The 25,034-nt window shown below is 44.6% G+C and carries 25 protein-coding genes; 10 read left to right on the top strand and 15 right to left on the bottom strand.

Annotated features, from left to right (window positions below; genetic code table 11):
* Position 1 precedes the first annotated feature (1 nt).
* The 3 genes from L3Q72_RS16055 to L3Q72_RS16045 all read left to right on the top strand — a co-directional run bounded on the left by L3Q72_RS16055 (position 2) and on the right by L3Q72_RS16045 (position 3,666).
* Positions 2–2,419: an FtsX-like permease family protein gene (locus L3Q72_RS16055; RefSeq protein ID WP_275133172.1), complete on the top strand. Its 2,418-nt coding sequence runs from the start codon at positions 2–4 to the stop codon at positions 2,417–2,419.
* A 152-nt stretch (positions 2,420–2,571) separates the two neighbouring features.
* Complete coding sequence (locus tag L3Q72_RS16050; RefSeq protein WP_275133171.1) at positions 2,572–2,919, top strand: hypothetical protein; 348 nt, start codon at positions 2,572–2,574, stop codon at positions 2,917–2,919.
* A gap of 489 nt (positions 2,920–3,408) precedes the next feature.
* The gene (locus L3Q72_RS16045; protein ID WP_275133170.1) at positions 3,409–3,666 is read left to right on the top strand and encodes a hypothetical protein; all 258 of its coding nucleotides are present in this window, start codon (positions 3,409–3,411) and stop codon (positions 3,664–3,666) included.
* 99 nt (positions 3,667–3,765) lie between these two features.
* On the opposite strand, the gene L3Q72_RS16040 is transcribed toward L3Q72_RS16045, so the two are convergent.
* The 4 genes from L3Q72_RS16040 to L3Q72_RS16025 all read right to left on the bottom strand — a co-directional run bounded on the left by L3Q72_RS16040 (position 3,766) and on the right by L3Q72_RS16025 (position 9,231).
* Positions 3,766–4,695, bottom strand: a complete 930-nt coding sequence (locus L3Q72_RS16040) for a biotin-dependent carboxyltransferase family protein (protein WP_275133169.1) — start codon at positions 4,693–4,695, stop codon at positions 3,766–3,768.
* The gene (pxpB, locus tag L3Q72_RS16035) at positions 4,686–5,384 is read right to left on the bottom strand and encodes a 5-oxoprolinase subunit PxpB (protein WP_275133168.1); all 699 of its coding nucleotides are present in this window, start codon (positions 5,382–5,384) and stop codon (positions 4,686–4,688) included. Before pxpB ends, L3Q72_RS16040 begins: the two co-directional genes overlap by 10 nt.
* An 8-nt stretch (positions 5,385–5,392) precedes the next feature.
* Entirely contained in the window at positions 5,393–6,136 is a 744-nt protein-coding gene (locus tag L3Q72_RS16030) for a 5-oxoprolinase subunit PxpA (protein ID WP_275133167.1), read from the bottom strand.
* Between the two features lie 419 nt (positions 6,137–6,555).
* Positions 6,556–9,231, bottom strand: coding sequence for a bifunctional acetate--CoA ligase family protein/GNAT family N-acetyltransferase (locus L3Q72_RS16025; protein ID WP_275133166.1), 2,676 nt, complete (start codon positions 9,229–9,231; stop codon positions 6,556–6,558).
* A 229-nt stretch (positions 9,232–9,460) separates the two neighbouring features.
* Here L3Q72_RS16025 and L3Q72_RS16020 point away from each other — a divergent pair, with 229 nt between their 5' ends.
* Positions 9,461–10,072 (top strand): SPOR domain-containing protein, encoded by a 612-nt coding sequence (locus L3Q72_RS16020; RefSeq protein WP_275133165.1) that lies wholly within the window; start codon positions 9,461–9,463, stop codon positions 10,070–10,072.
* A 152-nt stretch (positions 10,073–10,224) separates the two neighbouring features.
* Positions 10,225–11,229 carry a D-alanine--D-alanine ligase gene (locus L3Q72_RS16015; protein WP_275133164.1) on the top strand — a complete coding sequence of 335 codons (1,005 nt, stop codon included), beginning with the start codon at positions 10,225–10,227 and terminating at the stop codon, positions 11,227–11,229.
* Here the strand turns inward: L3Q72_RS16015 and L3Q72_RS16010 are convergent.
* The gene (locus L3Q72_RS16010; RefSeq protein WP_275133163.1) at positions 11,213–12,175 is read right to left on the bottom strand and encodes a tyrosine-type recombinase/integrase; all 963 of its coding nucleotides are present in this window, start codon (positions 12,173–12,175) and stop codon (positions 11,213–11,215) included. The two genes, L3Q72_RS16015 and L3Q72_RS16010, sit on opposite strands and share 17 nt — an antisense overlap.
* A gap of 100 nt (positions 12,176–12,275) precedes the next feature.
* Between L3Q72_RS16010 and L3Q72_RS16005 the strand changes: the two genes are divergently transcribed.
* Positions 12,276–12,641, top strand: a complete 366-nt coding sequence (locus L3Q72_RS16005) for a DUF3319 domain-containing protein (RefSeq protein ID WP_275133162.1) — start codon at positions 12,276–12,278, stop codon at positions 12,639–12,641.
* Positions 12,642–12,645: 4 nt separating this feature from the next.
* Complete coding sequence (yciH, locus tag L3Q72_RS16000) at positions 12,646–12,957, top strand: stress response translation initiation inhibitor YciH (RefSeq protein WP_275133161.1); 312 nt, start codon at positions 12,646–12,648, stop codon at positions 12,955–12,957.
* Between the two features lie 231 nt (positions 12,958–13,188).
* On the opposite strand, the gene L3Q72_RS15995 is transcribed toward yciH, so the two are convergent.
* The 10 genes from L3Q72_RS15995 to L3Q72_RS15950 form a co-directional block, all read right to left on the bottom strand.
* The gene (locus L3Q72_RS15995; protein WP_275133160.1) at positions 13,189–13,377 is read right to left on the bottom strand and encodes a hypothetical protein; all 189 of its coding nucleotides are present in this window, start codon (positions 13,375–13,377) and stop codon (positions 13,189–13,191) included.
* 552 nt (positions 13,378–13,929) lie between these two features.
* Positions 13,930–14,079, bottom strand: a complete 150-nt coding sequence (locus L3Q72_RS15990) for a YoaH family protein (RefSeq protein WP_275133159.1) — start codon at positions 14,077–14,079, stop codon at positions 13,930–13,932.
* Between the two features lie 42 nt (positions 14,080–14,121).
* Complete coding sequence (locus tag L3Q72_RS15985; RefSeq protein ID WP_275133158.1) at positions 14,122–15,327, bottom strand: conjugal transfer protein TraF; 1,206 nt, start codon at positions 15,325–15,327, stop codon at positions 14,122–14,124.
* A gap of 66 nt (positions 15,328–15,393) precedes the next feature.
* Positions 15,394–16,254, bottom strand: a complete 861-nt coding sequence (locus L3Q72_RS15980) for a DUF2861 family protein (RefSeq protein WP_275133157.1) — start codon at positions 16,252–16,254, stop codon at positions 15,394–15,396.
* Positions 16,254–16,916 carry a response regulator transcription factor VxrB gene (gene vxrB / locus L3Q72_RS15975; protein WP_275133156.1) on the bottom strand — a complete coding sequence of 221 codons (663 nt, stop codon included), beginning with the start codon at positions 16,914–16,916 and terminating at the stop codon, positions 16,254–16,256. Before vxrB ends, L3Q72_RS15980 begins: the two co-directional genes overlap by 1 nt.
* Positions 16,891–18,297 (bottom strand): sensor histidine kinase VxrA, encoded by a 1,407-nt coding sequence (vxrA, locus tag L3Q72_RS15970; RefSeq protein ID WP_275133155.1) that lies wholly within the window; start codon positions 18,295–18,297, stop codon positions 16,891–16,893. Before vxrA ends, vxrB begins: the two co-directional genes overlap by 26 nt.
* 272 nt (positions 18,298–18,569) lie before the next feature.
* Complete coding sequence (gene pntB / locus L3Q72_RS15965; RefSeq protein ID WP_275133154.1) at positions 18,570–19,964, bottom strand: Re/Si-specific NAD(P)(+) transhydrogenase subunit beta; 1,395 nt, start codon at positions 19,962–19,964, stop codon at positions 18,570–18,572.
* 10 nt (positions 19,965–19,974) lie between these two features.
* Complete coding sequence (pntA, locus tag L3Q72_RS15960; RefSeq protein ID WP_275133153.1) at positions 19,975–21,510, bottom strand: Re/Si-specific NAD(P)(+) transhydrogenase subunit alpha; 1,536 nt, start codon at positions 21,508–21,510, stop codon at positions 19,975–19,977.
* A 354-nt stretch (positions 21,511–21,864) separates the two neighbouring features.
* On the bottom strand, positions 21,865–22,143 hold the full coding sequence (locus L3Q72_RS15955) for an HlyU family transcriptional regulator (protein WP_275133152.1): 279 nt from the start codon (positions 22,141–22,143) through the stop codon (positions 21,865–21,867).
* Between the two features lie 29 nt (positions 22,144–22,172).
* The gene (locus L3Q72_RS15950) at positions 22,173–22,544 is read right to left on the bottom strand and encodes a late competence development ComFB family protein (RefSeq protein WP_275133151.1); all 372 of its coding nucleotides are present in this window, start codon (positions 22,542–22,544) and stop codon (positions 22,173–22,175) included.
* A 231-nt stretch (positions 22,545–22,775) separates the two neighbouring features.
* Between L3Q72_RS15950 and L3Q72_RS15945 the strand changes: the two genes are divergently transcribed.
* The 3 genes from L3Q72_RS15945 (at position 22,776) to L3Q72_RS15935 (ending at position 24,931) form a co-directional block, all read left to right on the top strand.
* A complete protein-coding gene (locus L3Q72_RS15945) occupies positions 22,776–24,008 on the top strand; it encodes a GGDEF domain-containing protein (RefSeq protein WP_275133150.1) in 1,233 nt (410 codons plus the stop codon).
* A 150-nt stretch (positions 24,009–24,158) separates the two neighbouring features.
* Positions 24,159–24,371 carry a cold-shock protein gene (locus L3Q72_RS15940; RefSeq protein ID WP_275133149.1) on the top strand — a complete coding sequence of 71 codons (213 nt, stop codon included), beginning with the start codon at positions 24,159–24,161 and terminating at the stop codon, positions 24,369–24,371.
* A gap of 122 nt (positions 24,372–24,493) precedes the next feature.
* Positions 24,494–24,931 (top strand): DUF3069 domain-containing protein, encoded by a 438-nt coding sequence (locus tag L3Q72_RS15935; RefSeq protein ID WP_275133148.1) that lies wholly within the window; start codon positions 24,494–24,496, stop codon positions 24,929–24,931.
* Positions 24,932–25,034: the final 103 nt, after the last annotated feature.

The raw sequence follows: 25,034 nt of genomic DNA, 5'->3' as shown, positions 1-25,034 counted from the left end.
GATGGCTGATATCAATAAACGCTTATTTCTCTGGAGTGGCGAGGAAATCCGCCACGGTCAGTTGTGGCCTATCTCTATCGCATTAACACTGATTGTCGCCTGTGTTTTTGCGCTTTCAGCACTTGCCGAAAGAATGGAACAGATAGTTGTTAAGCAGGGCAAAGATGCCTTAACGGCTGATCTGGTTTATACCTCTTCGAATCCCATCCCGGAAAGCCTGATGAATTACATAAGCGGGGAGAGCATAGAGCATGCCTCGCTGGTCAGATATGGCTCCATGGCTTTTAGTGACACCGATATGCAGTTGGTTACGGTAAAAGCGGTCGATATCAGTTATCCGCTGCGAGGCGAGCTTTCACTGGATAACGGGGTCACAAGAAAAGGCTATGTTGAGCAGGGTGAACTCTGGTTAGAAGAGCGGGTTTTCAATCTGCTTCAGGTGGATGTTGGTGACAGCGTCACTATAGGCGACGCCGATTTTAAGATTTCAGGAAGAGTGATACAGGAGCCGGGGCTTAGCTTTAATCCGTTCCAGCAAATGCCGGCCGTTTATATTCACTCTAAAGACATCGAGAAAACAGGCGCACTGCAGTTAGGAAGCCGGGTCCGCTTTAACCTTTATCTTCAGGCGGATGAAGCAACAGCAGCCAAAATAAAAAGCGCCGTTAAACTTACCCCAAGTGACCGCTGGATGGATAGCGACAGCAATTCCAGAAACAATGAGCTGTTTGAGAGGACCACGCAGTATCTGTCTCTGACTGTCGCTATTGTTATTATTATGGCGGCTACAACTCTGGTGCTGACCAGCCAGAACTATGTTTCAAGCCGCAGAAAAACCGTGGCAATGCTAAGAAGCCTTGGCGCGACAAAGGGCTGGCTTTACCGCTGGCTGGCGATGCAGGTTACGCTGCTGTTTATTGTCGGTGTCGGCTTCGGACTGCTGCTCGGGGCGGGGCTGGAAGTTTTGCTGAGAATTCCTTTAGAAGGGCTGCTGCCGGATCCGCTTCCGCGCTACGGTGTAACGCCATTTCTGGTTTCGCTTCTTACCTGTACGCTAATAGGAATCCCGGCACTGGGGATTCCGTTGACTAAGCTGGTAAATACCTCGGCCGCCACAGTAATGCAGTCACAACTGGCAGAAAGAAAACTCAATATCCGTGCACTCTGGATGATATTGGTACCTCTGGTGCCTATGTTTATCGCCTACAGAGAGAACACCTTAGTCTGGATTGTTTTTGCCGGGATAATTCTGTTGTTAGTGCTGCTTGCCGTTTTGAGTATGTCTTTAATCAAGGGGATTTCCAGACTTCCTCTTTCTGCATCCATGAAACTGGCCGTCAGCCGGATTAGCCGTTCCTCTGTAGCCAGCGGCTTACAGTTTGGCGCGCTTTCGCTGTCATTGATGCTGCTTGCGGTTATCTGGCTGGTAAGAACCGATCTGCTTTCCGACTGGCAGAGGACCATTCCTAAAGATGCGCCAAATGCCTTTTCGCTAAATATCGCCCCCTATGAAAAGGAGGCTTACCTTAAGTTTCTTGATGAAAAAGGAATTGAGCGTTCGCAGGCTTACCCTATAACCCGTGGACGGGTGACAGAGATCAATGGCGTAGAAGCGAAAAGCTATCAGGGCGTCGATAAGAGAAGTGATTCATTAAGACGTGAGATAAACTTCACCTGGGCAGAGAAGCTGCCGGCACGAAATCCGGTAATTCAGGGCAGATGGACCGATACACAGGGAGTATCCGTAGAATCAGAAATCGCCGGAGATCTTAATCTGAAACTAGGGGACCAGCTGGGTTTTGTGATTAATGGCAAGAAAACAACAGCCACGGTTAACTCTATCCGGTCAGTGGAGTGGCGGGAGATGAAGCCAAATTTCTACTTTATTTTTACGCCTGATGTTCTGGAAAAACTCCCGGCAACCTGGATGGTCAGCTACCGTATTGATGATAGTCAAAGCAGAAACATTGCCAAACTGTCGCGCACATTCCCTACGGTTAGCATTTTAGATGTACGGAGTATGGGGAATAAAATTCAGGCTCTGCTTGAACAGATTATCTGGTCGGTCACCGTACTGGCGGCTTTAGGGGTTGTTGCCGGGATTATGCTGATTTTTACTCTGCTTCGCTTGAGTCTTTCACAACGGCAAAATGAGATAAGACTATACAGAACGCTTGGCGCGAGCAAAAAGAGCATTACCAGAACTATCTGGAGCGAATATGGCCTGATGGCCGTAGTCGCCGGAGTGGTTGCCACAATAGGGGCTGAACTGAGTGTTGCCGGCGTTATGGTATGGGGATTTGAACTGGGAGCGAAAATCCACACCGGAATGTGGTTTATGCTGCCATTAATCGCTTTTGCCATCCTTGCGATTACTTTGAATACTCTGATAAAGAAGTTATTAAGTCCGATATATTAAGCCTTTCTTTCATCTGGCCTCTGCCTTTCCGGCAGAGGTTCACATGCCTGAACATCCTGATAAATTTTGAGCTTTTCCATATTGTTTTTGTAACAACACTCTGGCACTATGACCATGTTCTATTGATAAAGTAGTAAATTTAGTTGTTCAAGATGAATGTTGTAAACCGCAGACAATCAGTAAAAAAGCACACCAAAAGAAACTTTCGCGAGATTGTCTCTTCAACGTCTTGTGGCTGCATCAGCTGCGCCAGGATTTTCGAACCTTGCAAAATAGTAGAATGGGATTCGCACAGCACGACCGCTGTTTGTCCTTACTGTGAAGCAAAACAGGTGATTGGCTCAGCATCCGGTTTCCCTATTACTGAAGAGTTTCTGATTTATCTCAACGGCAATAAAAGCCACCAGCAACACGTCGCTTCAAGATACCGCTCCTCCTATTCACTTCCTTCGCTCCTGGCAAAGTCTGTGGCTTTTCAGGATATCAACAGTAAAAAGTAAAACCCTGTAGATCTTCCATTTATCCACAAAATCGGTGGAAGAGGATGTGCATAAGTTGTCGAAAGCCTTACAGGACAAGGCTTAGAGCAAATTTGGATTGCGGGAACAATCTTGTCAAGGCTATTGTAATAAAAATTTTGGGGCTCTTATGTCTTATTTGTAAGACGCAACTAAAATAGCCTATCAGGCTACAGGCATTAGGTACTATTGCTTCAAATAACCACTTCTTATTCTTTAGTTAACAGCTCAGCGAAACATTATTTAATGTGATACACATCACGCAAGCTAGTCTGACAAGTCATAAATTTAACAGAATATTACCGATTGTTAATAAAATAGATCTGGATGCGGCGTGAATAATTGAAAGCAGATCACACTGTTAAAGCTGATGTTGTAGCGACTTTAACTAAAAGTTAATCTAATTCTGTCGAGCTAAATCACATCAAATGGTATTATTCCCAGCAGTTATCAATTTGCCGTGAAAAATTTATGCTAGAGTTCAAATTTAAGTTTAAAGAGTTCGAAGGGGAGCTGTCGGTGACCAGTAACCAGCTCTCTGAAACACTTTGCCATAAAATTGATTCTGACCAACTAACCGCAGTGGTTAATGAAATTGGACGTCTGTTAACCCAAAATGACGTACCTTTTGATGCCGAATTAAGCCCGGTGCAGGTGGCTGCGATGCATGAACTCTCAGACATATCGGTATCAAGAGGCGACGAGCGCTCTTTCAAAAAGCTGATTTAGAATATCCACAAATTTAGCTAAATTTCACCTGTTAACAGGAAGATATACACAGTTTCGGTGGATAACATTCGGGATAACTGAAAAGCAAGCCGTTTTTAGCTAATATCCAAACCTTAAAGCCCAGGAGCACCAGATTGCCTGCAGGTGTTTTCTATTCCCGCGAATAAACTTAACTTCATGTCCCGGTTTTGCCTGTGCAATGCGAGGGTGGTCGATTCTCGCCAATACACCAATCTTGGGATAGCCACCTAAAGTCTGGCGGTCATTTAGCAATATAATTGGCTGACCATCAGGAGGAATTTGAATAGACCCCAGTGCAATACCTTCTGAAATCATTCCCCCGGACGGAGGCGAAACAGGAACGCCCTCCAGTCGGTAGCCCATACGATCACTTGACTGGCTTACGTGATATGGCTGGCGATAAAAGGCTCTTTTTGCTTCTTTACTGAATTCATGCGACTGGTAAGACTCAATAACTCTTAATTTCAGCGGCAGGTTGTAATCTGGCTTAAAACGGAAGGTGATCTGTTTTGGTTTCAGCTGGGTCTGGATTCCACTATTGAAAGGAATAACATCACCGCTTGCCAGAGGCTCGCCGTTTTGATTTAAACCTCCAAGCTGCTCTCTTGTTACGGTTGCTGTACTTCCCAGCGTTGGTGTTACGTTAAAACCACCTAAAACCGCCAGATAAGCCCGCAATCCGTTAACCGGTAAGCCAAAGCGAAGCACCTGATCCTTTTTAATATAAAACGAGCTCCAGTTAGTGACCGGCTTCCCGTCCAGTTTAGCCTGAAGGTCTCCACCACATATCGCTGCCATACAATTTTCGGTAAAGACAAATTCAGCCTGCCCAAGGGTTATTTCCAAAGAGGTACAGTTTGGCGGATTGCCAAGCAGGTGATTGGCCCAGCAATAAGCATATTCGTCTACCGGGCCGCCCTGGGTAACGCCAAGAGGGCCGATTCCGTAACGGCCGAAATCCTGAATCAGGCTAAGCTGGCCTGGTTTAATAACCTGTACTAATCCCATAGTTCACCACCTAACTCAAAATAATAATCTCTGTCTATGGACTCAAATTTTACTTTGTCTCCAATTCTGAATGGAGACAGCTTTTCACTGGCAGGATCAAATAAAGGAACCGGGCAATTACCGATAATATTCCAGCCTCCCGGTGTCTGAGTGGGATAAATTGCAGTTTGTCTGTCTGCGATACCAAGGCTTCCTTTTGCCACAGACAAGCGGGGAGTCTTCAGGCGGGGCGTTGCCAAAGGTTCAGGTACATTTGCAAGAAAAGCAAAGCCGGGAGTAAAACCAATCGCACAGACGGTATACTCCTGCCCGGTATGCAAAGCGATCAGATCCTGCTTTGAAAGTTTTCTCGCCTCCATTACCGCAGCCAGATCCGGGGCCACCGACTCATCATAAAACACAGGCAAAACAATGGTGTTATAGCTAAGCGCCGTCAGGTTTACCTCAACATCATGCAGCACCGAGGCAACGCTGGCGATAAATTCATCTTCAGAAACCCGGTAGGGAAGATAATCAATAAGCAGCGTTGTGTATGATGGTGTGATATTCATGATTGAATTGGCGTGCTGAGCAACGATCAATTCTGCCACTGCGTTAATATAGTGGGGCAGGTTAATGTTAATTTCATCCGAAAAACGGACAAGAATGGATGATTCACATACAGCTTCTATAGAAAGTTTATCCCACATTTTTTCACCTAAAGCGCGTTAATTGCATCATGTAATCGCTGAGCAACAGCAATAGAGTGTTCATTATCTCCATGTATACATATAGTATCGGCCTGAATTGGAATTTTTTGACCATCGATTGAAGTAACACTTTGAAATTTTGCCAGTTGCATCACCTGATGGTAAATATCATCACTATTTGTGAGAACTGAACCCGGCATTGTTCTCGGAGTGAGCAGGCCTTCATTAGTGTAGGTACGATCAGCAAAGGCCTCAAAGAGCAGCGGAACGTTTTTTCTGTCAGCCAGCTCAAGATAACGGTTATTCTCACCGGAAGATAAAATCATTAGCGGAAGCGAAAAATGTTCACATGCTGATGTGAGCGCTTCAAAGATCACAGGATCTTTCATCATATCGTTGTAAAGCGCACCATGGGGTTTTACATACTTAACCTCAGTACCGTATAAGTGACAAAGGGAGATAAGCGCGCCAATTTGATATACGCACATCTGAATGATTTCTTCCGGAGTATGAGCAATAGACCGACGGCCAAATCCCTGTAGATCCTGATAGCCCGGATGTGCACCAATCATGACACTATTTTCTACTGCCAGTTTTATGGTTTCAGACATCACATAGGGATCAGAAGCGTGAAAGCCGCAAGCGATATTCGCCATATCTATCCATGGCATAACAAAGGCGTCGGCGCCCATCTTCCACGAACCAAAACTTTCTCCCATATCACAGTTGATCATCAATTGTTCGCTTTTCATTTATAAATCCCTTTGTTTACTTTTTGCTCGGGGTCAGTTTTGCTTCAATGGTATCAACAATCATCCTGGTTGAGTAATAGCTATTGCGTAAAATTGTATAGAAATATCATTTAAAATGTTGCTTACAGGTTAAAAGATTCTCAGCTTGATTGATATTAACTCTCCTTGCATGACAGATGTCTATATTTGAACAAAAACAACGATAAGCTGTATAAATATCCGGCATCTCTGTTACACTTTACGGAGTATTGTATATGGGGGAAAAATTATGGAACTGGCGCTAATCATAGCATTTATTATTGCGGCTTTTTTAATGGTAACAAAAGAAAAGAAGCAAGGCTGATCCTCCCCGTAATTCTAAGCGCAAACATGACTGAATATTTAAGGACCGCATCAGCGGTCCTTTTCGTTCCTGCGGGTTAACTGTTTAGGGTTAACTTCATATCTGCGCTGCCATCTTCAAATTGTATATCGAGTTCAAATCCAAGCTTTTGTGCAAGCGTCAGCATGCCTCTGTTGGTGGGCATGGTCATTCCTGACATCTGCTTAGTGCCTTTATTCCGGCAATATTCGATTATCTTATTCATCAGGATTTTGCCCAGTCCCACTCCTTTTAGATCAGAACGGATCAAGATAGCAAATTCAGCATCGATATTTTCTGAGTCGATAAGCGCTCTTGATACACCAAGAATACTTCCATCCTGCGAAACCGCCAGAAAGGCCATTTCCCTGTCGTAATCTATCTGCGTCAAATTGGCCAGAGCCTCATGGTTAAATTCTCCAACATCAGAAAAAAATCGTTTGTACAGATCTTCCTTAGAGACCTGAGTGAGAAATTTCGCATGCTGTGGTTCATCTTCGGGCAAAATAGGGCGCAGAGTAACAGTTTCTCCACTTTTCAGCGTCACCGCCTCTTCAAGCTCAGAAGGATAGGGCCGGATAGCAAAGCGCCGGTGAGCATCACCTTCATAGGGCTTAAGAAGCAGATCGGCATCCAGCACCGTTAAAGTGTCTTCACCAACCAGAAGCGGATGTATATCCAACTGATGGATTTGAGGATTATCCACAAGCATCTGAGAAATTTTTACCAGAAACTCGCTCAGTGCATCAATATCGAAGTACTGCGTCTGATGCGGCCGGATTTTGTTTGCCTTTATCGCCCTGATAATTAAATAGCGCGCCAGTGCGGAGTTTAAAGGCAGCATGGCGGCGGCAGCGTCAATGCTCTCATCCCACTCAGAACCTCCTTCACCCAAGAAAATAACCGGCCCGAAGGTGGCGTCAGTTGCAACTTTAACCCTTAATTCATAGGCGCCGATGCGGCTGGCCATCGCCTGGACGATTAAGCCATTCACTCTGGCTGCCGGATAATTTAACTGAACACGATCAAATACTGACTGCGCTGCGCTTTCGACCTCTTCAGCGGTTCTGAGGTTAAGCATGACCCCATGAATATCCGATTTATGGGCAATATCGGGAGAGCGTAACTTAACCGCTACAGGGTAACTTATTTTGTTGGCAATATGCACCGCTTCGCTGGGTTCCTGTGCGATCCAGGTTTCCAGAACCTCCAGTTTATAGTGGTTAAACAGAGGGGTGATCTGGTGAGTGTCTAATGTCACCTCTTGATGACTGACCTGAGACTGAATCCAGCTTTTGACTTCATTTAGCTGATGCGAGCCGATATGCTCGGATGTCGTCGGCGTCTCCATTAACTGTTTCTGGTTTCTGCGGTACTCCACCAGGTGCATGTAGGCAATAACCGCGCTTTCTGGAGTCCGGTAAGTGGGGATGCCGGATTGTGTAAACAGAAGCCTCGCTTCTCGGGTGGTCTTTTCTCCGCTCCAGTTAGTAAGAATATTAAAGCGTTTATGCCGGGGGTGTGATTTTATGGCATCAATGACTGCGCCTGCTGTTTCCGTTGACTGAGCAACGGCAGAGGGACTGTGCATAATAAGAAGCGCATCAAAATCGTCGCCATCCATTAGCGCGTTTATTGTCTGTACATACCTTTTACTGTCGGCATCGCCCATCATATCGACAGGATTGGTATTGGACCAGGAGGCGGGCAAAAACGCACTTAGCTTGTCTCTGGTGGAGATATCAAATTCGGCAAGTTTACCGCCCCGCTCAAGCAGAGTATCCACCGCCATGATTGCCGGGCCGCCACCATTGGTGACTATGGCCAGTCTTTCACCTCGCAATAAGACCGAATGGGTCAGAGTTTCCACGGCAGCAAAAAGCTCTGGAGTATTTTTTACCCTGAGCATGCCGGTTCTTCGTATCGCTGAGTCATAAATAATGTCCAGCGTATCGTTTGCACCTGTATGTTTTTGAGCTAATTTTCTTCCTTCTGACGTTCTGCCTCCCTTTAGCACGAGTATTCTTCTGTTTCTTGACGCTGCTCTGGCAGCAGACATAAATTTCCGGGCGTCTTTGATGGAATCAAGATAGATAAGAATTGCACTGGTATTAGTGTCAGTACAGAGATGATCGAGTAGTTCACAGCAGTCAATATCTGAGCCGTTACCAATGGAAATAAACGCCGAGAACCCGATCTCTTTGTCTTCTGCCCAGTCCAGAACGGTGGTAGAAACAGCAGCTGACTGAGAGATAAAAGCGATATTGCCTCTTCGGGCGGTTGCTGGTGAAAAGGACGCATTAAAGTTGATCCAGGGAAGAAGCAGGCCAAGTGAATTGGATCCAAGTACCCGGATGCCATTTTCCTTAGCAATTTTCAGGCATTCCTGTTCGATAGTACAACCGGCTGCTGCGGACGCAGGATTATGCATATCTGAAGAGAGAATAACGACAGTAGGGACCTTTTTCTCTGCCAATTGCTGCATAAGTTCTGTATTCCGGCTGGCGTGGGTGCAAAGTATGGCGATATCGGGTGTGATCGGCATAGTGTTGATATTGGGATAAGCCAGCACGCCGCAAACCGCCTTATACTTCGGGGTTACAGGTATTATTGCGCCCTGAAAACCGCCGGAAAGCAGATTTTGCATAATGACCTCTCCGGCGCGAAACGGTCGGTTTGATGCCCCAATCACCGCTACTGAAGAAGGCTTTAGCAATTTAGATATATTATTCATAGCGATCCCTTAAGTTGTCCTTAAGAAAGACGGATCTATATACTAATCTAATTAAAGAAGGATAGCGGACATAGAGTGCCGAAATGGCTTTATATGCCCCCTTGTTATTGAAGATTGTGTATTGGGTCACATCTAATTTGTTACATTTCGAAATAGATGCTTGATTCTTAAAGAGTCCGTAGGCATGATTTCTACAGATGTATTTTATTCTCAAATGATTATTTTATTCATGAAAAAGATTTCGATTATTGGACTTTCCGTCCTGTTAGCAGCTTGTTCCATGGGCGGTGGTCAGTATGTAACGGAAGTTACCTCAGACAGTTACCGCGAAGATTACCAGCCTAAGGTGATGGCAAAGCCAATGCCGGCAGAAGCGGTGATGACAGAAACTGTTGTGCAACCGGCACAGCAGCAGCAAGTGGTCGTTCAGGCACAGCCGATGACTCAACAGAATACGGTTACGCTGCAGCCGCCTCAGACACAGCAAATAGTACAACCGGTAGCGCAAACCAAGAAGGTGCGGATTATAGCGCCTCAGCCAAAACATAAGCAGATGGTTCAAAGATTCGGCTATACTCTGCAGGTTGTTGCTGTTGGAAGCTCTGCAAAAATTCATGATTTTGCGTCCATGTTACCGGGTAGCGAACCTATGTGGGAACACTATAAGCGCGTTAACGGCACAGAGTGGTTTGCTCTGCTTTACGGCGACTACGCAACTAAGTCGGAAGCAAAAGCGGCTATCATGACGCTGCCTGAGTCATTCAGAAACTTAAAACCGTTTGTTAAGAGTATTGATGACATCAAAAACTCAAACTATCCTAAGCTGAATCAGCTTAGATAAAAAAAGGGCCTTCAGGCCCTTTTTTAAGGTGGAAATCTAGCCAGTTAAACCCAAATTAGGAAATAAAGGCGTTGTTTTAGCTGTAAGTGTCATATTAAACCGCTATGATAATTATCCAGACAACGAATACGCAGTACATGGAAAGACCCTCAATGGCCAAATCAACAATTTTACTCCTGTGTGGTGGTGCATCTTCAGAACACGAAGTTTCACTTGTATCCGCTTCATATCTGCTAAGCGAACTTGAAAAGCAATCTGACTTTAGCGTGATTAGGGTAGAGATTAAGGCTGATACCTGGGTTACGGATGACGGTTCAGAGGTCATTCTGGATATAAACAAAAAAGCGCTGATTTCCGAGCAGTCTGAAACGGCCATCGATTATATTGTTCCATGTGTTCACGGTTATCCGGGGGAAACCGGAGATCTTCAGTCTCTGTTTGAGTTGTCCGGTATTCCTTATCTTGGATGTGGTCCGGAAGCGAGTGTCATTTCTTTTAATAAAATCACCTCAAAGCTCTGGTACGACGCCTTAGGAATACCAAACACGCCATATCTGTTTATCACAGAAGATGACGCCGAATCTCATGATAGAGCCAGACAAGCCTTTGATAAGTGGGGAAAGGTTTTTGTTAAAGCGGCTTGTCAGGGCTCTTCGGTAGGATGCTACAGTGTAACGGATTTAGACAAACTGGACGATGCCATCAGCTCGGCATTTCAGTATTCCAATCAGGTTCTAATCGAGAAATCAGTAAAACCCCGCGAGCTGGAAGTGGCTGCTTACGAAATTGATGGTGAGCTGCATATTTCTAAGCCGGGTGAAGTTATCGCACCTGAAGGCGATTTCTATTCCTATGATGAGAAATACAGCCCGGACAGCCACTCAGTAACAGAAATTGAAGCAAAAGGGCTTTCTGAGTCAATGCTTGCAGACATTGAAAAATACTGCGCCAAAGCATTTAAGCAGTTAAAGCTGAAAGATCTTTCCAGAATCGATTTCTTTCTGACCGAAGATAACGAGCTATACCTTAATGAAATCAATACCTTTCCGGGTATGACACCGATTTCTATGTTCCCCAAAATGCTGGAAAACAACGGTCATCAGTTCAGCGAATTCTTAGCCTTAGCGATCAGAAAAGCGATCACTTCCAGGGCTTAATCACCTTAAATTTGGTCATCTCTTTATCTGCAATGTCCTGGTTCGACAAATACTGGGCCGGCATTGCAGGGCTTAACCATCTTCCGAAACTCTGTATATCTTTTAGCTTATAACCTTGTTCCTTCAGGGTTTGCGCTGCACCAACGCGGGCAGATTGGGTAGTAAAACGCATCTCCTCCGGCAGACATAGCCGGTCGCTGGCTCTTCTCAGAATCCGGTAAACAGAGGAGTCATCCAATGTTTCATTGCCCAGGTTCCCGTGTTTGTCTATTCGGCGGAAACAGTATCCACTGTTGCCACAGGCTTCTGACCAGCTGCGGATAACTTGCGTCGCCGGTGCGCTTAGCCGGTAGTGGCTGTCTGTTATCGTCACAACTGCGTTTTCATCTTCCAGAGCAATATCGGAAAAACAGATTTTCCTCAGATCAGATCGCTTTAAGGCGCACTCATACATCAAATGGTATATGGCAAGATCACGCAGAGCCTGAAACGACTTTTCATTTAAAAGCATACTATGAAGTTTATCGATATGCGCCTGTGTAAAGGCATTTGCCTGGCGTGCGTCTCCGGATTTAGTTTGCTTAAGTTGAGTCAGTATTAATTTAGTTTGCCGGTTGGAGCAGGGGTCTTTAAGGCTATGTATTTTATGGATTAACCCAATAGTGACACTGTAGCGTCGAACGGTGGAAAACTTGCGGCTACGACTCTCTGTTTCCAGAAAAAGACGAACCGCAGTAACCGATGCGGGAAGAGGAGAGACATGCCTGTGACAACAGAACTCAACAAACCGGTTCCAGTCGGTGGTCATCGCCAGTTCACTGCTACGGGAATACTGGCCTTGTGTAAGTCCATGTATATCTGAGCTGGACACATTTTTACTAAACAAAGCGATACTTTGCTTTTTCTCACTTTCGTCAAGGATGGGATTGAGCTTTTTTTTACTCATGGCGCACTATAACAGATATTTTTAAGTAAGTTTACCTTTGAATATTAGCCGGATGCAATTATTATAAGTAATAAATGTAGACAATTATTTTAACAAACATATGGCAACGACATTTCATCGCGGTTACTGCATTCAATCAAACTCTGACAGAGAAACCTGGCATGTTCGCATTAAAAATCAGGTTTTGTCAGGAAGTCTTCCTGCTGTTAAAAAGAGCGTAGACTGGTGGTGCGATACCGCAACAGTTATCGACCCTAAAGAGTTTGCATCCATAGCACCGGAAAAGGCTGAGGAGCACAACGAGCAGGTTGAAGAATACAACGGCTACAGCATTAAAAGCGACACTGGCGCAAAAAACAGCTGGTACTGTATGTTTAACGGCAAGTTGGTGAAAGGTTCTAAAGAAGCCATCAAAAAGCACATTGATAAACACCTGCAGGTAGCTGCAAGCAGAAAAAAGAAATAGACATATGACACTCGTATACTCCACAGAAACCGGCAGAATTAAACCAACTGAAGAAAAACAGCAGCGCCCCAAAGGCGATGGCGTCGTAAGAATTCAGAGACAAACCAAAGGCCGCAAAGGCAAAGGGGTTTGTATAGTAACAGGCTTAGACCTTGATGACGCACCACTGAAATTACTGGCAGCTGAACTAAAGAAAGTATGCGGTTGCGGTGGCTCTGTTAAAGACGGCACCATAGAAATTCAGGGCGACAACAGAGAAAAGATTAAAGCCCATTTGGAGAAAAAGGGTCACACGGTTAAATTAGCCGGTGGTTAATCACAAACCCGCAAATTATTTCACCAAAGCCAATACCTGAAAAAGTATTGGCTTTTTTACATTAGGCAGAGAGTTTTTTCTGAAGCGCTCAAAACCAAAAGTATAGCCAACAGCTGAATGGTTAAGTTTAAAATGAAGCAAATGGAGGAGGTTGGCGGCAACTATTTGATATATAAAAGAATCCTATTTAACATAAGATACATAATACGCACTAGAACTATCTGGCTTCGTTTATCTGTCCAGGTAGATTTCCTCTAATTCGATTTTTGCCTGAAACATATCATCAATTGCATCCAGTAACGTTTCGTCACTAATCTTGCCTGCATCTCTTAACGCTACCATTTCATGGTGACGACTACAGGCATCATCAAATCTTTTTTTAGCTTTCTGTAGCTCGGACATTCTTTTTACACCAAGCATAACATCTCCTTTCCATAGATTATTACGCAGCTCGAACGACAACCTCACTAAATATGGTTTATCGGGCCTGATAATTCAAATAGAAAGCGACTAGTCCTGTTCCTTTCTTTTCAAATCAACAGGCAATATGCACAAAACGCATAGTAAGCACTTACCAATTTTATCACTTATTTCGCCAGACTAGCATTTTTCACTGAACAAAAACATGGCTTGTAATTTAATTACACCCCAAGATGTATTTGTATTAATCTTGTATTAAGCGCACTGTAGCCAGCCTTTCCCTACCAGAAAAAGAGCCACGACCAACACTCGTAACCATTTGTATATTAAGGAGTTAGATCGGATATTGGTGGGAATAGCTCAACCACTTTATTATTTAGCTCACTAAATTTCAAAGCCTTTTGTCTGCTGGAAGTTAGTAGATGTTTGGTGAGATTTGATATTTTGGGTAGTGGTTAAGTTATTGCTTAAAGTTAACTTAGTTATAGTGCATAACATATAAAGAAAAGACTGGTATCTGGCAGGAATAGGAAAGTTAAAGCTTGCCTTTATTTAATCTTGGTTTGGACGCTCTTTGCGGATCTCATCAGCAATGATTTTAATCGCTTCAGCTGTACTGATGCCCTCTTCCATCAGTTTCTGAATTCTTTCTACTGCTTCTTGCTGTTCTTGGTGGGTAAGTGTTGGCAGGTCATTAAACATATTCGGCTCCTAAAAAGTCAGGAGCCGAATATTAGCAGGAAATTAGTAAGTAGCAAGGAAGTTTACGTAGCCACCCATAGAGTCTTCAGATACATAACTCACTGCAACATCCAGTTCGAACAGGCCAAGTGGCGATAAACCTATACCTGCAGTGAACACATCGTCGCTGTCGCTATAGGCCATATTTTTCTTATAACCGGCACGAAGGTAAAGCTGACGGAAAATATCGATTTCCATACCAGCACGGAACCACTGGATATTATCGTCAAACTCCACAAAGCGTTCATCTTCAGTAAGATCATAGTCAACACTTAATGAGAAATAATCAGCAACAAAGCCCACACCAACGGTATACTGTGGTCTGATCTGATATGAATAATCTGTAGTCACTGACTTAGTCTCACCGGTAACATCGCTGGTTAGCGTAGTAGTTACCACCTTGGTATCTATGTCTCTGGGTATTAAGTTAGTTGCCGCAAGTCCAACTCGTAAAGGACCGTAAAACCAAAGAGCACCAGCATCTAGGTTAATTGCGGTTTCAACCGTATCATTCTCACGAATATCTTCTACATCATAATTTTCTGCGGAAGCTGTATAGGCATAGGTATAAATACGCTGAATTTTTGGAGAGAAACCAAAAGACATATGCTGACCAAAAACCGTGCTATAGCGGGCTATAGAAAGCCCGGCTTCTGCAACACCGACCGATACAGCATTAATAGCCGTCAACTCTGCAGTCTCTGCAACATTTGTCGCAGTATCGGACTCTGTACTTTGCCATACGTCCGGCACAATATACGACTCTGTATATAACTTGCCAAACGCTGTCATTGAAAGGTATGGGTTGGGAATACCAAACGCTGCAGCAGCACCAAGTTCAATCTTTAACTCGCTGCCCTGTAAATTATTCAATGCGGTATTAAGCTCTTCAACCGTCGCCGCATCCACGCTGCTGGTATTATTTGTAAGCGCGTCAATGTTGTCGGAAATCGTATCCAGGTTATCTACCATCAAATCTGAGTCATCGTAGACCAGACCAAAACTTGGCAGCAGCATTCCCACATCATCATTTCTGCGGTAAATCGCAGTTAATGCCGGATTATAAAAAGGGGCTGTCAGATAAGTTGCCGCAACAACACCAACACCACCCATCGCGTCACCGCGAGCATCTACAGCGTAATTAGCACCAAAAGTAGAATAAGAAGTAAGAGTCAGGGCGCTAATTACAGCAAAACGAAGTTTATTCATAGTCATTCAGAACCTAAGTAATCCATTAAACTCTATATCGGCAAGTCTGAGACATACTTTATCAATTTATTCCTCTGATATATCGTATGTTTTGCTGATAGCTTGTTGTTCTTCAATCATAATCTGTCCCTGCCAGCGTTTATGTGTGATCGATACAGCAAGAACATAACGGTCAGGCTTATAACTGGCTCTTGGCAGTTTCTCCGGATAGCGGCTTTCATAGTCGCGGTGCCAGATTCTTTTATACTGATCGTCAACATAATCATACAAGCTGACATCCATAACCGGCAATTCGCAGTATGGATTGAGCAAACCGAATTTATCCACCTCCCAGCTATCGTGAGTCTCCCAGCGAACAATCTCTTTGGCTTGCGCTTCTCCCATCAGTACCCAGGAACGCCACTCCTGACTATCTTCCGTTTTTAAAGTGAGTTGATACAAGCCTTTAGGTAATCTCTGGTTCAAAATAAAAACGTTACGTTGTATTGTTTTATTATCTTCTTTAATCCAGCTTGATTCTGTATCTCGCGATATGGCCACTTCCGGCCACTTAACAAAATTCACTCTGTTCAGTTTTTTGTCTGCCAGAATATCGATAACTAAACGCTGGCTGATCCGCCCTGGGCTCTGAACGGACTGTCTGCGAATAGTCACTTCATTTAACCATTGAGGCAAGGACTCATTACTCAGACTTTTCCCGCAATCTCGCTCAAGCGCTTTTAACAGCAAATCATTCAGGTGGCTTTCCATATACGGGTCGTGACGGCTTTGCCAAACCTGAACCATGGACGCGAAACTGTCACTGATCCGGTTTTCAAGCAGCATCTGGTGAGCATTGATTAACGGAGAGCTGTCTTCAAACCAGCTCTCGGCGTGTGCTTTAACCTGACTACACAGTGCCAGTATCACGATTAAGTATCTGAGCATCAGGATTTCATCTTATATCCGACACCGCGAAGTGTTTCTATTTCCACTCCGGGCAGTTTTTGCCTTAACTGCAAAACATGAGTATCAACGGTTCTTGTGGTCGGGAAATGGTTGTATCCCCACACATGATCTAATAGCTCATCCCGGGTAAAAACGCGACCAAGATTGCTGGCTAAAAATAGCAGCAGATCAAATTCCGTCCGTGTAAGGCTGACCGGTTCTTCATTGTAAAAAACTTCACGGGTGCTTTTATCGATAACCAGATTTCGTGTCACCACCCTATCCTGATCCGGCTCGTTTTCACCTTCAGGCGATCTTAACTGAGCTCTGATCCGCGCAAAGAGCTCAGCTTCAGCAAACGGCTTTGTCAGATAATCATTTGCTCCGGCGTCTAAACCGGAAACCTTATCTTTGATTGAAACCAATGCCGTTAGAAGGATCACCGGGATCTGTTTGATCTCCTTCCAGGATTCAAGATGAGTGACAGAGTCCCCATCTGGCAATTGTCTGTCCAGAATGACAAGATCTGACTTTTCCCATAGCGCGGCTACTTCGGATATCTTTTCAGCGTGAAGACATTCGTATCCCGCCTGTTCCAGGCTAACCAATAAACCATCGGCTAAGTTTTTGTCATCCTCAACGAGTAGCAGTGTCTGTTTCACAAGAAATCTCCAATGTAAATGTTGTTGGCGGACCGCTCAGGCTCATCTTGCCTCCCATGCGATTCACCATAGATTCGACAATTGTCAGGCCGAGCCCTAATCCAGCATCACTGGCAAATGGCTTTTTAAGGCGTTTCCAATCTTTATGAGTGAGTGCGCCCTGATCGATAACCGAAAAAGAAACCAGATTTCCTTTCACCGACACCTTAAGCTCCACCGGGCTCACACCGTATTTGAATGCATTGTTTACCAGGTTATCCAGACAGGTCCCCAGCCAATAGATATTCACTTTAACCGCGATATCTTCAGAAATAGATAAACTCAACTTGTCAGAGTCTTCTTCATACCGATACTTAAGCCAGGACTCTACTGACGGAATCCATTCCGTTGCCAGATTCTGATGTTCCGATTGCAGATAATCTTTACTTGCTTCCGCTAGCTGCCTTAGTCTTCGCGAATCTTCACACAACCTGCGAAACTGGTCATAAACTGACTCCGGCAACTTTTCAAACTCTCTGCGAAAGCCCTCAACGGTAACGGACAGGCTTGCAATCGGTGTGCGCAACTCGTGGGTTAAGATCTGCAGGACCAGCATTCGGTTCTTCATCTCTCTGCGCTTCGCATCCCAGCGGTAGACAGACCAGCCAATAATCAGAGCTACGTTGATAAACGCAAGAGCAACCAGACCTTTCATCAACATATTTGATCTGTCTTGCTCGGAAATGCACAGATTACCTCTTCGGACCAGGCAAGTATTTGTTCCCTGGATTTGCTGAAGATTTATCTCTGCCGATTTGGTATTTGACTGCCACACCCTGGCCGGATAAAGGTAGTAGTTATCCCCCTTCCGCAGCCATAGTGTTTTTTTATCCAGGATCAACTGCTCACCCGCGATAAGTGCAGCAATGGCTCCAAACTCCATTCTTTGCAGCTGTCCCAGCAAAGTGGAGCTTTTTGCCTTTGGCCTTTCCTGAATGTGCATATATTTCTGAAGTGACTCGAAATTTTTAGGGTGCTTCTTCGCATATCTTGCAGCGTAAGAGCCACCACCTGGATGAATTAACCCGGTTCGGGAAAACCAGGTTTTAGGCAGCGGTGTGCTTTTACACATTGCCCGCACAAAAACCAGAGGCTCAGTCACAAGCGGACTCAGAGGCAGAGTACCACTACAGGTCTTAGACAAACGGTACAGCTGTTGAATATCGTTCAGGGGGTAGTTTGATGTCTGAGGCAACAGATATTCAGGAGATATTAACTTAGTAGGAAAGCCGGTTTGTATAACACGTATATTATATTTCTGCTCGGCCGACGCAGGATCAAATGATTCAACAAAACGTGTGATTCTTTCGGGCAATGTCTCTGCCAATACCTTTACAGGCATCAGGCAAATCACCAGCAAAAAAATCTTAAGTATATTCAAATTACTATCTTCCAACCCCGACGTTATGCTGTTAAATATAGCCTATATTTAATAAAAATCATATGTTCTTCAACAAGATATAGAACCCGTCGTGAAATTTTTGTAAACAGATGAAGGTTTGTATTGGCTCTGTTTATTGGGCTGCAAAGTTACATTTAGCATATAGAATCATACTAATTTCAGGCATAAAAAAACCCGCTGGAAGCGGGCTTTTAAACGATAAGAATAATCTATCAGATGTGAGCTGAAATATTCAGACATGAATCTTTCGCATCACCAAACAGCATATGCGTATTCTCTTTGAAGAACAGCGGGTTCTGCACACCTGCGTAACCTGTGTTCATTGAACGCTTAAATACGATAACGTTCTGCGCGTTCCAAACCTCAAGAACAGGCATGCCTGCAATCGGGCTGTTTGGATCTTCAAGCGCCGCCGGGTTAACCGTATCGTTTGCACCGATAACCAGAACTGTATCTGTTTCAGAGAAGTCGTCGTTGATCTCGTCCATTTCCAGTACGATGTCATATGGTACTTTTGCTTCAGCCAGAAGTACGTTCATGTGACCCGGCAGTCTGCCCGCTACAGGGTGGATACCAAAGCGAACTTCGATGCCCATTGCGCGCAGTTTTTCAGTGATTTCATAAACAGGGTACTGAGCCTGAGCTACCGCCATACCGTATCCCGGAGTGATGATCACAGACTTAGAGTTCTTCAGCATATCCGCCACATCTTCAGCCGATGTTTCACGGTGCTCACCATAGTCAGTGTCGCCGCTCACAACTACTTCCTGACCAAAGCCACCAGCAATAACCGAAACAAATGAACGGTTCATCGCCTTACACATGATGTAAGAAAGGATGGCACCGGAAGAACCAACAAGTGCACCGGTAACAATCAGAAGGTCGTTCGCCAGCATGAAACCTGCCGCCGCAGCTGCCCAACCAGAGTATGAGTTAAGCATTGAAACAACCACCGGCATATCTGCACCACCGATAGAGGCAACCAGGTGATAGCCGAATGCAAAGGCAATCAGAGTCATCACGATAAGCGCGAACATGCTGCCTTCAACATTAACAAAGTGAATCATCAGAAGCGTTGAAACAACAATCGCCGCCAGATTCCATTTATGTTTGTGAGGAATGTTAAGTGGTGAAGAAGAGATCACACCGCGAAGCTTACCAAATGCAACGATAGATCCTGTGAAAGTCACCGCACCGATGAACACACCAAGGAACACTTCAACCAGGTGGATAATGTGCTCAGCGTGAATCCCGGCAGGGTCTACTGAAATAGGTGCTGGCGGAGCAAGGAAACTGTTGTAACCAACCAGTACCGCTGCCATACCAACAAAGCTGTGAAGAATAGCAACCAGCTCAGGCATTTCAGTCATTTCAACTTTCTTCGCGTAGTGGATACCAATACCACCACCGATCACCATAGCGACGATGATCCACGCCAGACCGGAAGAGTCAGGAGAGAAGATCGTTGCGATCAATGCGATCGCCATACCGACAATACCGTAGTAGTTACCGGAGCGAGCGGATTCCTGCTTGGAAAGACCCGCCAGACTCATAATAAATAGAACCGCAGCAACAATGTATGCGGCTTGTACTAATCCTGCAGACATACGTTACTCCTTAGTCTTTACGGAACATTTCAAGCATACGTTTGGTAACGGTAAAGCCACCAAAGATGTTTATGCTTGCAATTAACACGGCGATAAAGGACAGAACAGAAACCGCAGTATTGCCCTGACCTATCTGAAGTAGCGCACCAACAACGATAATGCCCGAAATTGCGTTCGTTACAGACATTAGCGGAGTGTGAAGTGCATGTGTTACGTTCCAGACCACGTAGTAACCAACCACACAAGCAAGAACGAATACCGTAAAGTGTGCAAGGAATGCGGCAGGTGCCACACTTGCAACCCATGCAAAAGCACCGATTGCCGCCGCAGCGCCAATTGCTTTTTTCACAGGAGAAAGCGGTTCTTCTTCTTTAACTTCTACTGGCTGCTCTGGCTCTTTTTTCACTTCTGGTTGTGCTGAAACCTGAATTGGCGGAGCCGGCCAGGTTACTTCACCTTCTTTAACAACGGTTACACCACGAAGTACAACGTCTTCGAAGTCGATATCGATGTTGCCATCTTTTTCTTTGCAAAGAAGTTTAAGCAGGTTAACCAGGTTTGTACCGTATAGCTGAGAAGACTGAGTCGGCAAACGGCCAACCATATCGGTATAACCCACAACCTTAACGCCGTTTTCAGTGGTGATCACTTTATCAGCGACTGTGTATTCACAGTTACCGCCGTTAGCAGCAGCAAGGTCAACAATCACACTACCCGCTTTCATGCTGTCTACCATCTCTTTGGTAATCAGCTTAGGAGCCGGACGGCCCGGAATAAGCGCTGTAGTTACGATGATATCAACATCTTTAGCCTGAGCAGCATACAGCTCAGCCGCTTTCTTGTTGAACTCATCAGACATCTCTTTTGCGTAGCCGTCACCTGAGCCGGAGTTTTCCTCAAAATCAACTTCAAGGAATTCAGCGCCCATTGACTGAACCTGCTCTTTTACTTCAGGACGAACGTCAAACGCACGAACAATAGCACCAAGGCTACCCGCAGCACCGATTGCAGCAAGACCGGCAACACCAGCACCTGCAACAAGCACTTTCGCTGGCGGTACTTTACCCGCAGCGGTAATCTGACCGGTAAAGAAGCGACCAAACTCATGCGCAGCTTCTACCACAGCGCGGTAACCAGCAATGTTAGCCATTGAGCTAAGCGCATCAAGAGCCTGGGCACGTGAAATACGAGGAACGGCATCCATCGCCATCACGTTGATGTTTTTGCTGGAAAGTTTTTCCATTAATTCAGGATTCTGAGCAGGCCAGATAAAGCTGATCAGGCTTGCACCTTCTTTAATTGCTTCGATCTCATCATCAGTCGGAGCGTTAACTTTCAGGATCAGGTCGGTATTCCAAACCTCTTCCGCTGTAATAATTTTAGCTCCGGCATTCTCATAAGACGCATCATCAAAGCTGGCAAGCAGGCCGGCTCCTGACTCAACTGAGACCTCGAATCCCATTTTTAATAGCTGCTCTACCGTTTTCGGCGTTGCAGCAACTCGCGTTTCACCCGCAAGTATCTCTTTAGGCACACCAATTTGCATAGTTATTCCCTACTATTGGCACAATGAATTATATGTTTATTTAAAACGATGGTGTCAGCAAAACATACTCTGTAAAAAAAGTACGAAAGCTTTATTGATTTATTAGTAAGAGCGCAAGCATACCCATAAATCTTATGTAAAAAAACAACATTATGTATTTATTTATATCAGGTCAAACCAGAGAGTGACATTTCCGCTGCAAAACACGCCAATCCCATGTATTTCAAGGGTTAACTGGTCAAAAAATGCGCTCTAATTCAAAAAGAGTCAACAGCATATCGGCTATTGACTCCTGTAGACATGATTCGTATCAAACTGTCGATCCAAATCATACGGCTTGCCTGGAAAACTGACTCAGAAAATATTCCCGTTCATCTGATCAATAAACATCTTAGCCTTGTTCAGCATCAGCTCATTCGCATCTGCTGCCGACGTCACCACGTCAGAACGGATAAACTGATGAACTTTCAGTTCTCCTTCAACTTCTTTTGTTATTCTTCCTGCGATCCGGTATTGCCCGGATTCTGCTTTTGCTTCCTGGTAAATCAAAAAGCCTTTATATTCTACCGGCTCTACTGTTGCCGCGTTATCATCCGACTTACCACCGCCAAACAGCTTAGAAAACAGTCCCACACTAAACTCCCTATCTACTACGTAATTGGTTATTTCTTATGATTAGGAATTATCGGGCTTTCATACCACTCCAGTTCCTGATCTTCTTCTTTAAGATCTTTGTAGATCACCGGAATATCTTCATCATCCTCACGATTTTTACGACGATCATCATTGATCATGGTTTCAGCTGCTTCAACCGCGTCGTAGGCTTGTTGACGAAGCTTATAAAGTTTATCCGATTGTGTACTTGCCAAAAAATCAACATCATGGCGGATATATATAGGTCTAATCTGGTTAAGTGCCAGGCAGGCCAAATCGGCTAACTGCTCGTTATCGTACTTCTCAATGTACTCGTCCGTTGCCAGCACTGCTCCAACAAGCGTCTCCATGTAGTTATGAACGTCAACACTTATTTGCATGTCTCTACTCCACTATCATCATGATAAAAACTTAAGCTACTTTCTTAGCTTAAACTATTACCGGCAAAGGTAAATCTGTATGGGTTCCAGTCGCTCAAGGTTTATGCAAAATCTGATAGTTTAGCCACACTTTTACTGAATTAATTGTTTTGTTCCAATTTTATTGGCATTATCTGCTCTGTTATTCAAAATGCAGTTAAGTCGTCTGTAAACAACAACCAGAAATTATCAATGTCATTTGTGCACTCAAGTCTTTTCAGATTTATCTTCCCGCTTTTGCTGGTAGGTATGCTCCAATTGGGCATGGGCAACGTGACACTTGTTGTTCAGAGCAACCTCCAGTTTGCGGTAAATCTCCCCTATTTTCTTTTTGCTGTCTGCATTTTGCTGTGCCAGATGTTTAGCCAGGGCCGTGTCGGTATGATCTCTATCGCCATGGCGGCTACCTATTTCGTTATACAAACCAGATTACAGACTCCCCTTTCCATCGGAACCACAAAACTTGAGTTCCTGTTGCTGGCATTTATTTTTCCTGTTGCCTGCATACTTGCCAGCCTCTATAGCGAATGTAAGTTATTCACCATAAAAGGGTTTAGCTATATTGCCGTACTGGGACTTCTGCTGGGATGGGCCCTTGTGACCGTAGTTCATGTCAATGAGTCCGGTCTTAGTGATTTCTGGCAGAATGTGCTTTTCACCGTGCCTGAAATTTCAAAGCTGCCAATACTGATTATTCTCTACAGCAGTTTTGTTACCGGGTGGTACGCCATCAGAGTGCTGAAAGATTGCAAATCCATCGATGTTGCGATTTATACCAGCCTGTGTCTGACGCTTCTGACATTTGTCCTGTTTGATACCAAATTTATTTCATCGGTGCTTTTCTCCCTTGGTGGCATACTGCTCATTCTGACCATTATCACCACCAGCCACGAACTCGCCTATATGGACCAGCTTACCGGCATTCCGGGAAGGCGAGCTCTTGAAACCGAGATGCGCCACCTTGGGCGACGTTTTACCATCGCAATGCTCGACGTTGACCACTTCAAAAAATTCAACGACACCTACGGCCACGATACGGGTGATGATGTCCTTAAGCTTGTTGCAGCAAAAATGATGAATGTGGGCGGCAAAGCCAGGGTTTACCGCTATGGTGGCGAAGAGTTCACAGTTTTGTTTAAAGGCAAATATACCGACGATGCTCACGAATTCCTTGAAGAGCTTAGGGAAGACATCGCAAATTATGAGATGGCTCTGAGAAATATGGACACCAGACCATCGAATAACAAAACCGGCTCTAAAAACCGGAAATCCAAAGACGCTGCCGCAAAAAATACCGTCAATGTCACCATCAGTATCGGTATGGCGGACAGCTATGAAACCTCCAAACCTGAAGAGGTAATTAAACTGGCCGATGAAGCCCTTTATCGCGCTAAACATGCAGGCAGAAACCGGGTTTCTGATTAAACTCAAGCACCCGTTCCGGCTTAAGCAAGGCTTAGATCACATCCTTAAATAATTCATAATATTTTAACTGGCAGATGCCCTGCCATTGATGTACGGTAACTTTGTTGATGTGCTTTTGCATCAACTAGTTATGATAGATAGAGAACAATTATGAGTGAAAAAATCAATGGCACTGTAAAGTGGTTTAACCAAGACAAGGGATTCGGCTTCATCACACCTGAAAATGGTGGCAAAGATGTGTTCGTTCACTTCTCAGCAATCAATGGAACGGGTCGCCGCAACCTACAAGATGGTCAGCAGGTATCGTTCACAGTAACAGACGGACAGAAGGGGCCGCAAGCCGCTGACGTAAACGCCATCTGATTATTGCAGTACAGAATTCGTAAAGCCGCCTACGGGCGGCTTTTTAGTCTCAGTTGACATTTCGCTTAATGTGCATAGCATTGTACCAATTCCAGCAATTAATAAATCAAGAGAATAAATAGATGTCTGAAGAAAACACAGAACAAACTCAGGTTGTGGACCTTTCAACAGTTTCAGCGGAACTTCGCAAAGTAATCGAATACGATGAAGTGCCACAGGAAATGTTCAACATGGTTGTTTCTATCCACGAGGTTTCAGAGGAAGCCGTTCGCGAATCCTGGAATGAAATGCCGGCCAGTGCTCAGAACATCCTGGATAATTTTGAGCAATTCCACGCACTGATTTCAGTAAGCCAGGCATTTGCAGGTGTAAACTTTATGGAAGAGTATCAGACTCTGGACCTGCCTAAAGACATGACTGACGAGCAGCATGAAGAGTATCGTGCCGAGCTTTTAGATAAAGTTTTGTACAATTGCGTAAAGGACATGGTGAAGCAGGTTAAGAAAGCCCGCCGCGATCCGATCCTTAAAAAAGAATTTATCGAAGTTTTTGCAAAATAAATAGAGTATATATTCAATAACCTAGCCTGACTCTCCCGATCCATCTCAAAATTGGGACAAAATAACCCATTTTTTTGGGTTATTCTTATAATGCAATACAGAA

This window comes from Vibrio sp. JC009, from assembly GCF_029016485.1.
Taxonomy (GTDB): Bacteria; Pseudomonadota; Gammaproteobacteria; order Enterobacterales; family Vibrionaceae; genus Vibrio.
Note: the sequence above shows the minus strand (reverse complement) of the source record. Positions and strands in the feature narration are given on the sequence as shown.

Coding starts and splice junctions, on each gene's coding strand:
- L3Q72_RS15940 (WP_275133149.1), top strand. CDS start 24,159: ATGAGTGAAAAAATCAATGGCACTGTAAAGTGGTTTAACCAAGACAAG.
- L3Q72_RS16020 (WP_275133165.1), top strand. CDS start 9,461: ATGAAAAAGATTTCGATTATTGGACTTTCCGTCCTGTTAGCAGCTTGT.
- pxpB (WP_275133168.1), bottom strand. CDS start 5,384: ATGTGGGATAAACTTTCTATAGAAGCTGTATGTGAATCATCCATTCTT.
- L3Q72_RS15985 (WP_275133158.1), bottom strand. CDS start 15,327: ATGAATAAACTTCGTTTTGCTGTAATTAGCGCCCTGACTCTTACTTCT.
- pntB (WP_275133154.1), bottom strand. CDS start 19,964: ATGTCTGCAGGATTAGTACAAGCCGCATACATTGTTGCTGCGGTTCTA.
- L3Q72_RS16050 (WP_275133171.1), top strand. CDS start 2,572: ATGAATGTTGTAAACCGCAGACAATCAGTAAAAAAGCACACCAAAAGA.
- L3Q72_RS15990 (WP_275133159.1), bottom strand. CDS start 14,079: ATGTTTAATGACCTGCCAACACTTACCCACCAAGAACAGCAAGAAGCA.
- L3Q72_RS16055 (WP_275133172.1), top strand. CDS start 2: ATGGCTGATATCAATAAACGCTTATTTCTCTGGAGTGGCGAGGAAATC.
- L3Q72_RS16030 (WP_275133167.1), bottom strand. CDS start 6,136: ATGAAAAGCGAACAATTGATGATCAACTGTGATATGGGAGAAAGTTTT.
- L3Q72_RS16005 (WP_275133162.1), top strand. CDS start 12,276: ATGGCAACGACATTTCATCGCGGTTACTGCATTCAATCAAACTCTGAC.
- L3Q72_RS16045 (WP_275133170.1), top strand. CDS start 3,409: ATGCTAGAGTTCAAATTTAAGTTTAAAGAGTTCGAAGGGGAGCTGTCG.
- L3Q72_RS16010 (WP_275133163.1), bottom strand. CDS start 12,175: ATGAGTAAAAAAAAGCTCAATCCCATCCTTGACGAAAGTGAGAAAAAG.
- L3Q72_RS16040 (WP_275133169.1), bottom strand. CDS start 4,695: ATGGGATTAGTACAGGTTATTAAACCAGGCCAGCTTAGCCTGATTCAG.
- vxrA (WP_275133155.1), bottom strand. CDS start 18,297: ATGCCTGTAAAGGTATTGGCAGAGACATTGCCCGAAAGAATCACACGT.
- L3Q72_RS15995 (WP_275133160.1), bottom strand. CDS start 13,377: ATGCTTGGTGTAAAAAGAATGTCCGAGCTACAGAAAGCTAAAAAAAGA.
- yciH (WP_275133161.1), top strand. CDS start 12,646: ATGACACTCGTATACTCCACAGAAACCGGCAGAATTAAACCAACTGAA.
- pntA (WP_275133153.1), bottom strand. CDS start 21,510: ATGCAAATTGGTGTGCCTAAAGAGATACTTGCGGGTGAAACGCGAGTT.
- L3Q72_RS15950 (WP_275133151.1), bottom strand. CDS start 22,544: ATGCAAATAAGTGTTGACGTTCATAACTACATGGAGACGCTTGTTGGA.
- L3Q72_RS16025 (WP_275133166.1), bottom strand. CDS start 9,231: ATGAATAATATATCTAAATTGCTAAAGCCTTCTTCAGTAGCGGTGATT.
- L3Q72_RS15935 (WP_275133148.1), top strand. CDS start 24,494: ATGTCTGAAGAAAACACAGAACAAACTCAGGTTGTGGACCTTTCAACA.
- L3Q72_RS15980 (WP_275133157.1), bottom strand. CDS start 16,254: ATGCTCAGATACTTAATCGTGATACTGGCACTGTGTAGTCAGGTTAAA.
- L3Q72_RS15945 (WP_275133150.1), top strand. CDS start 22,776: ATGTCATTTGTGCACTCAAGTCTTTTCAGATTTATCTTCCCGCTTTTG.
- L3Q72_RS16015 (WP_275133164.1), top strand. CDS start 10,225: ATGGCCAAATCAACAATTTTACTCCTGTGTGGTGGTGCATCTTCAGAA.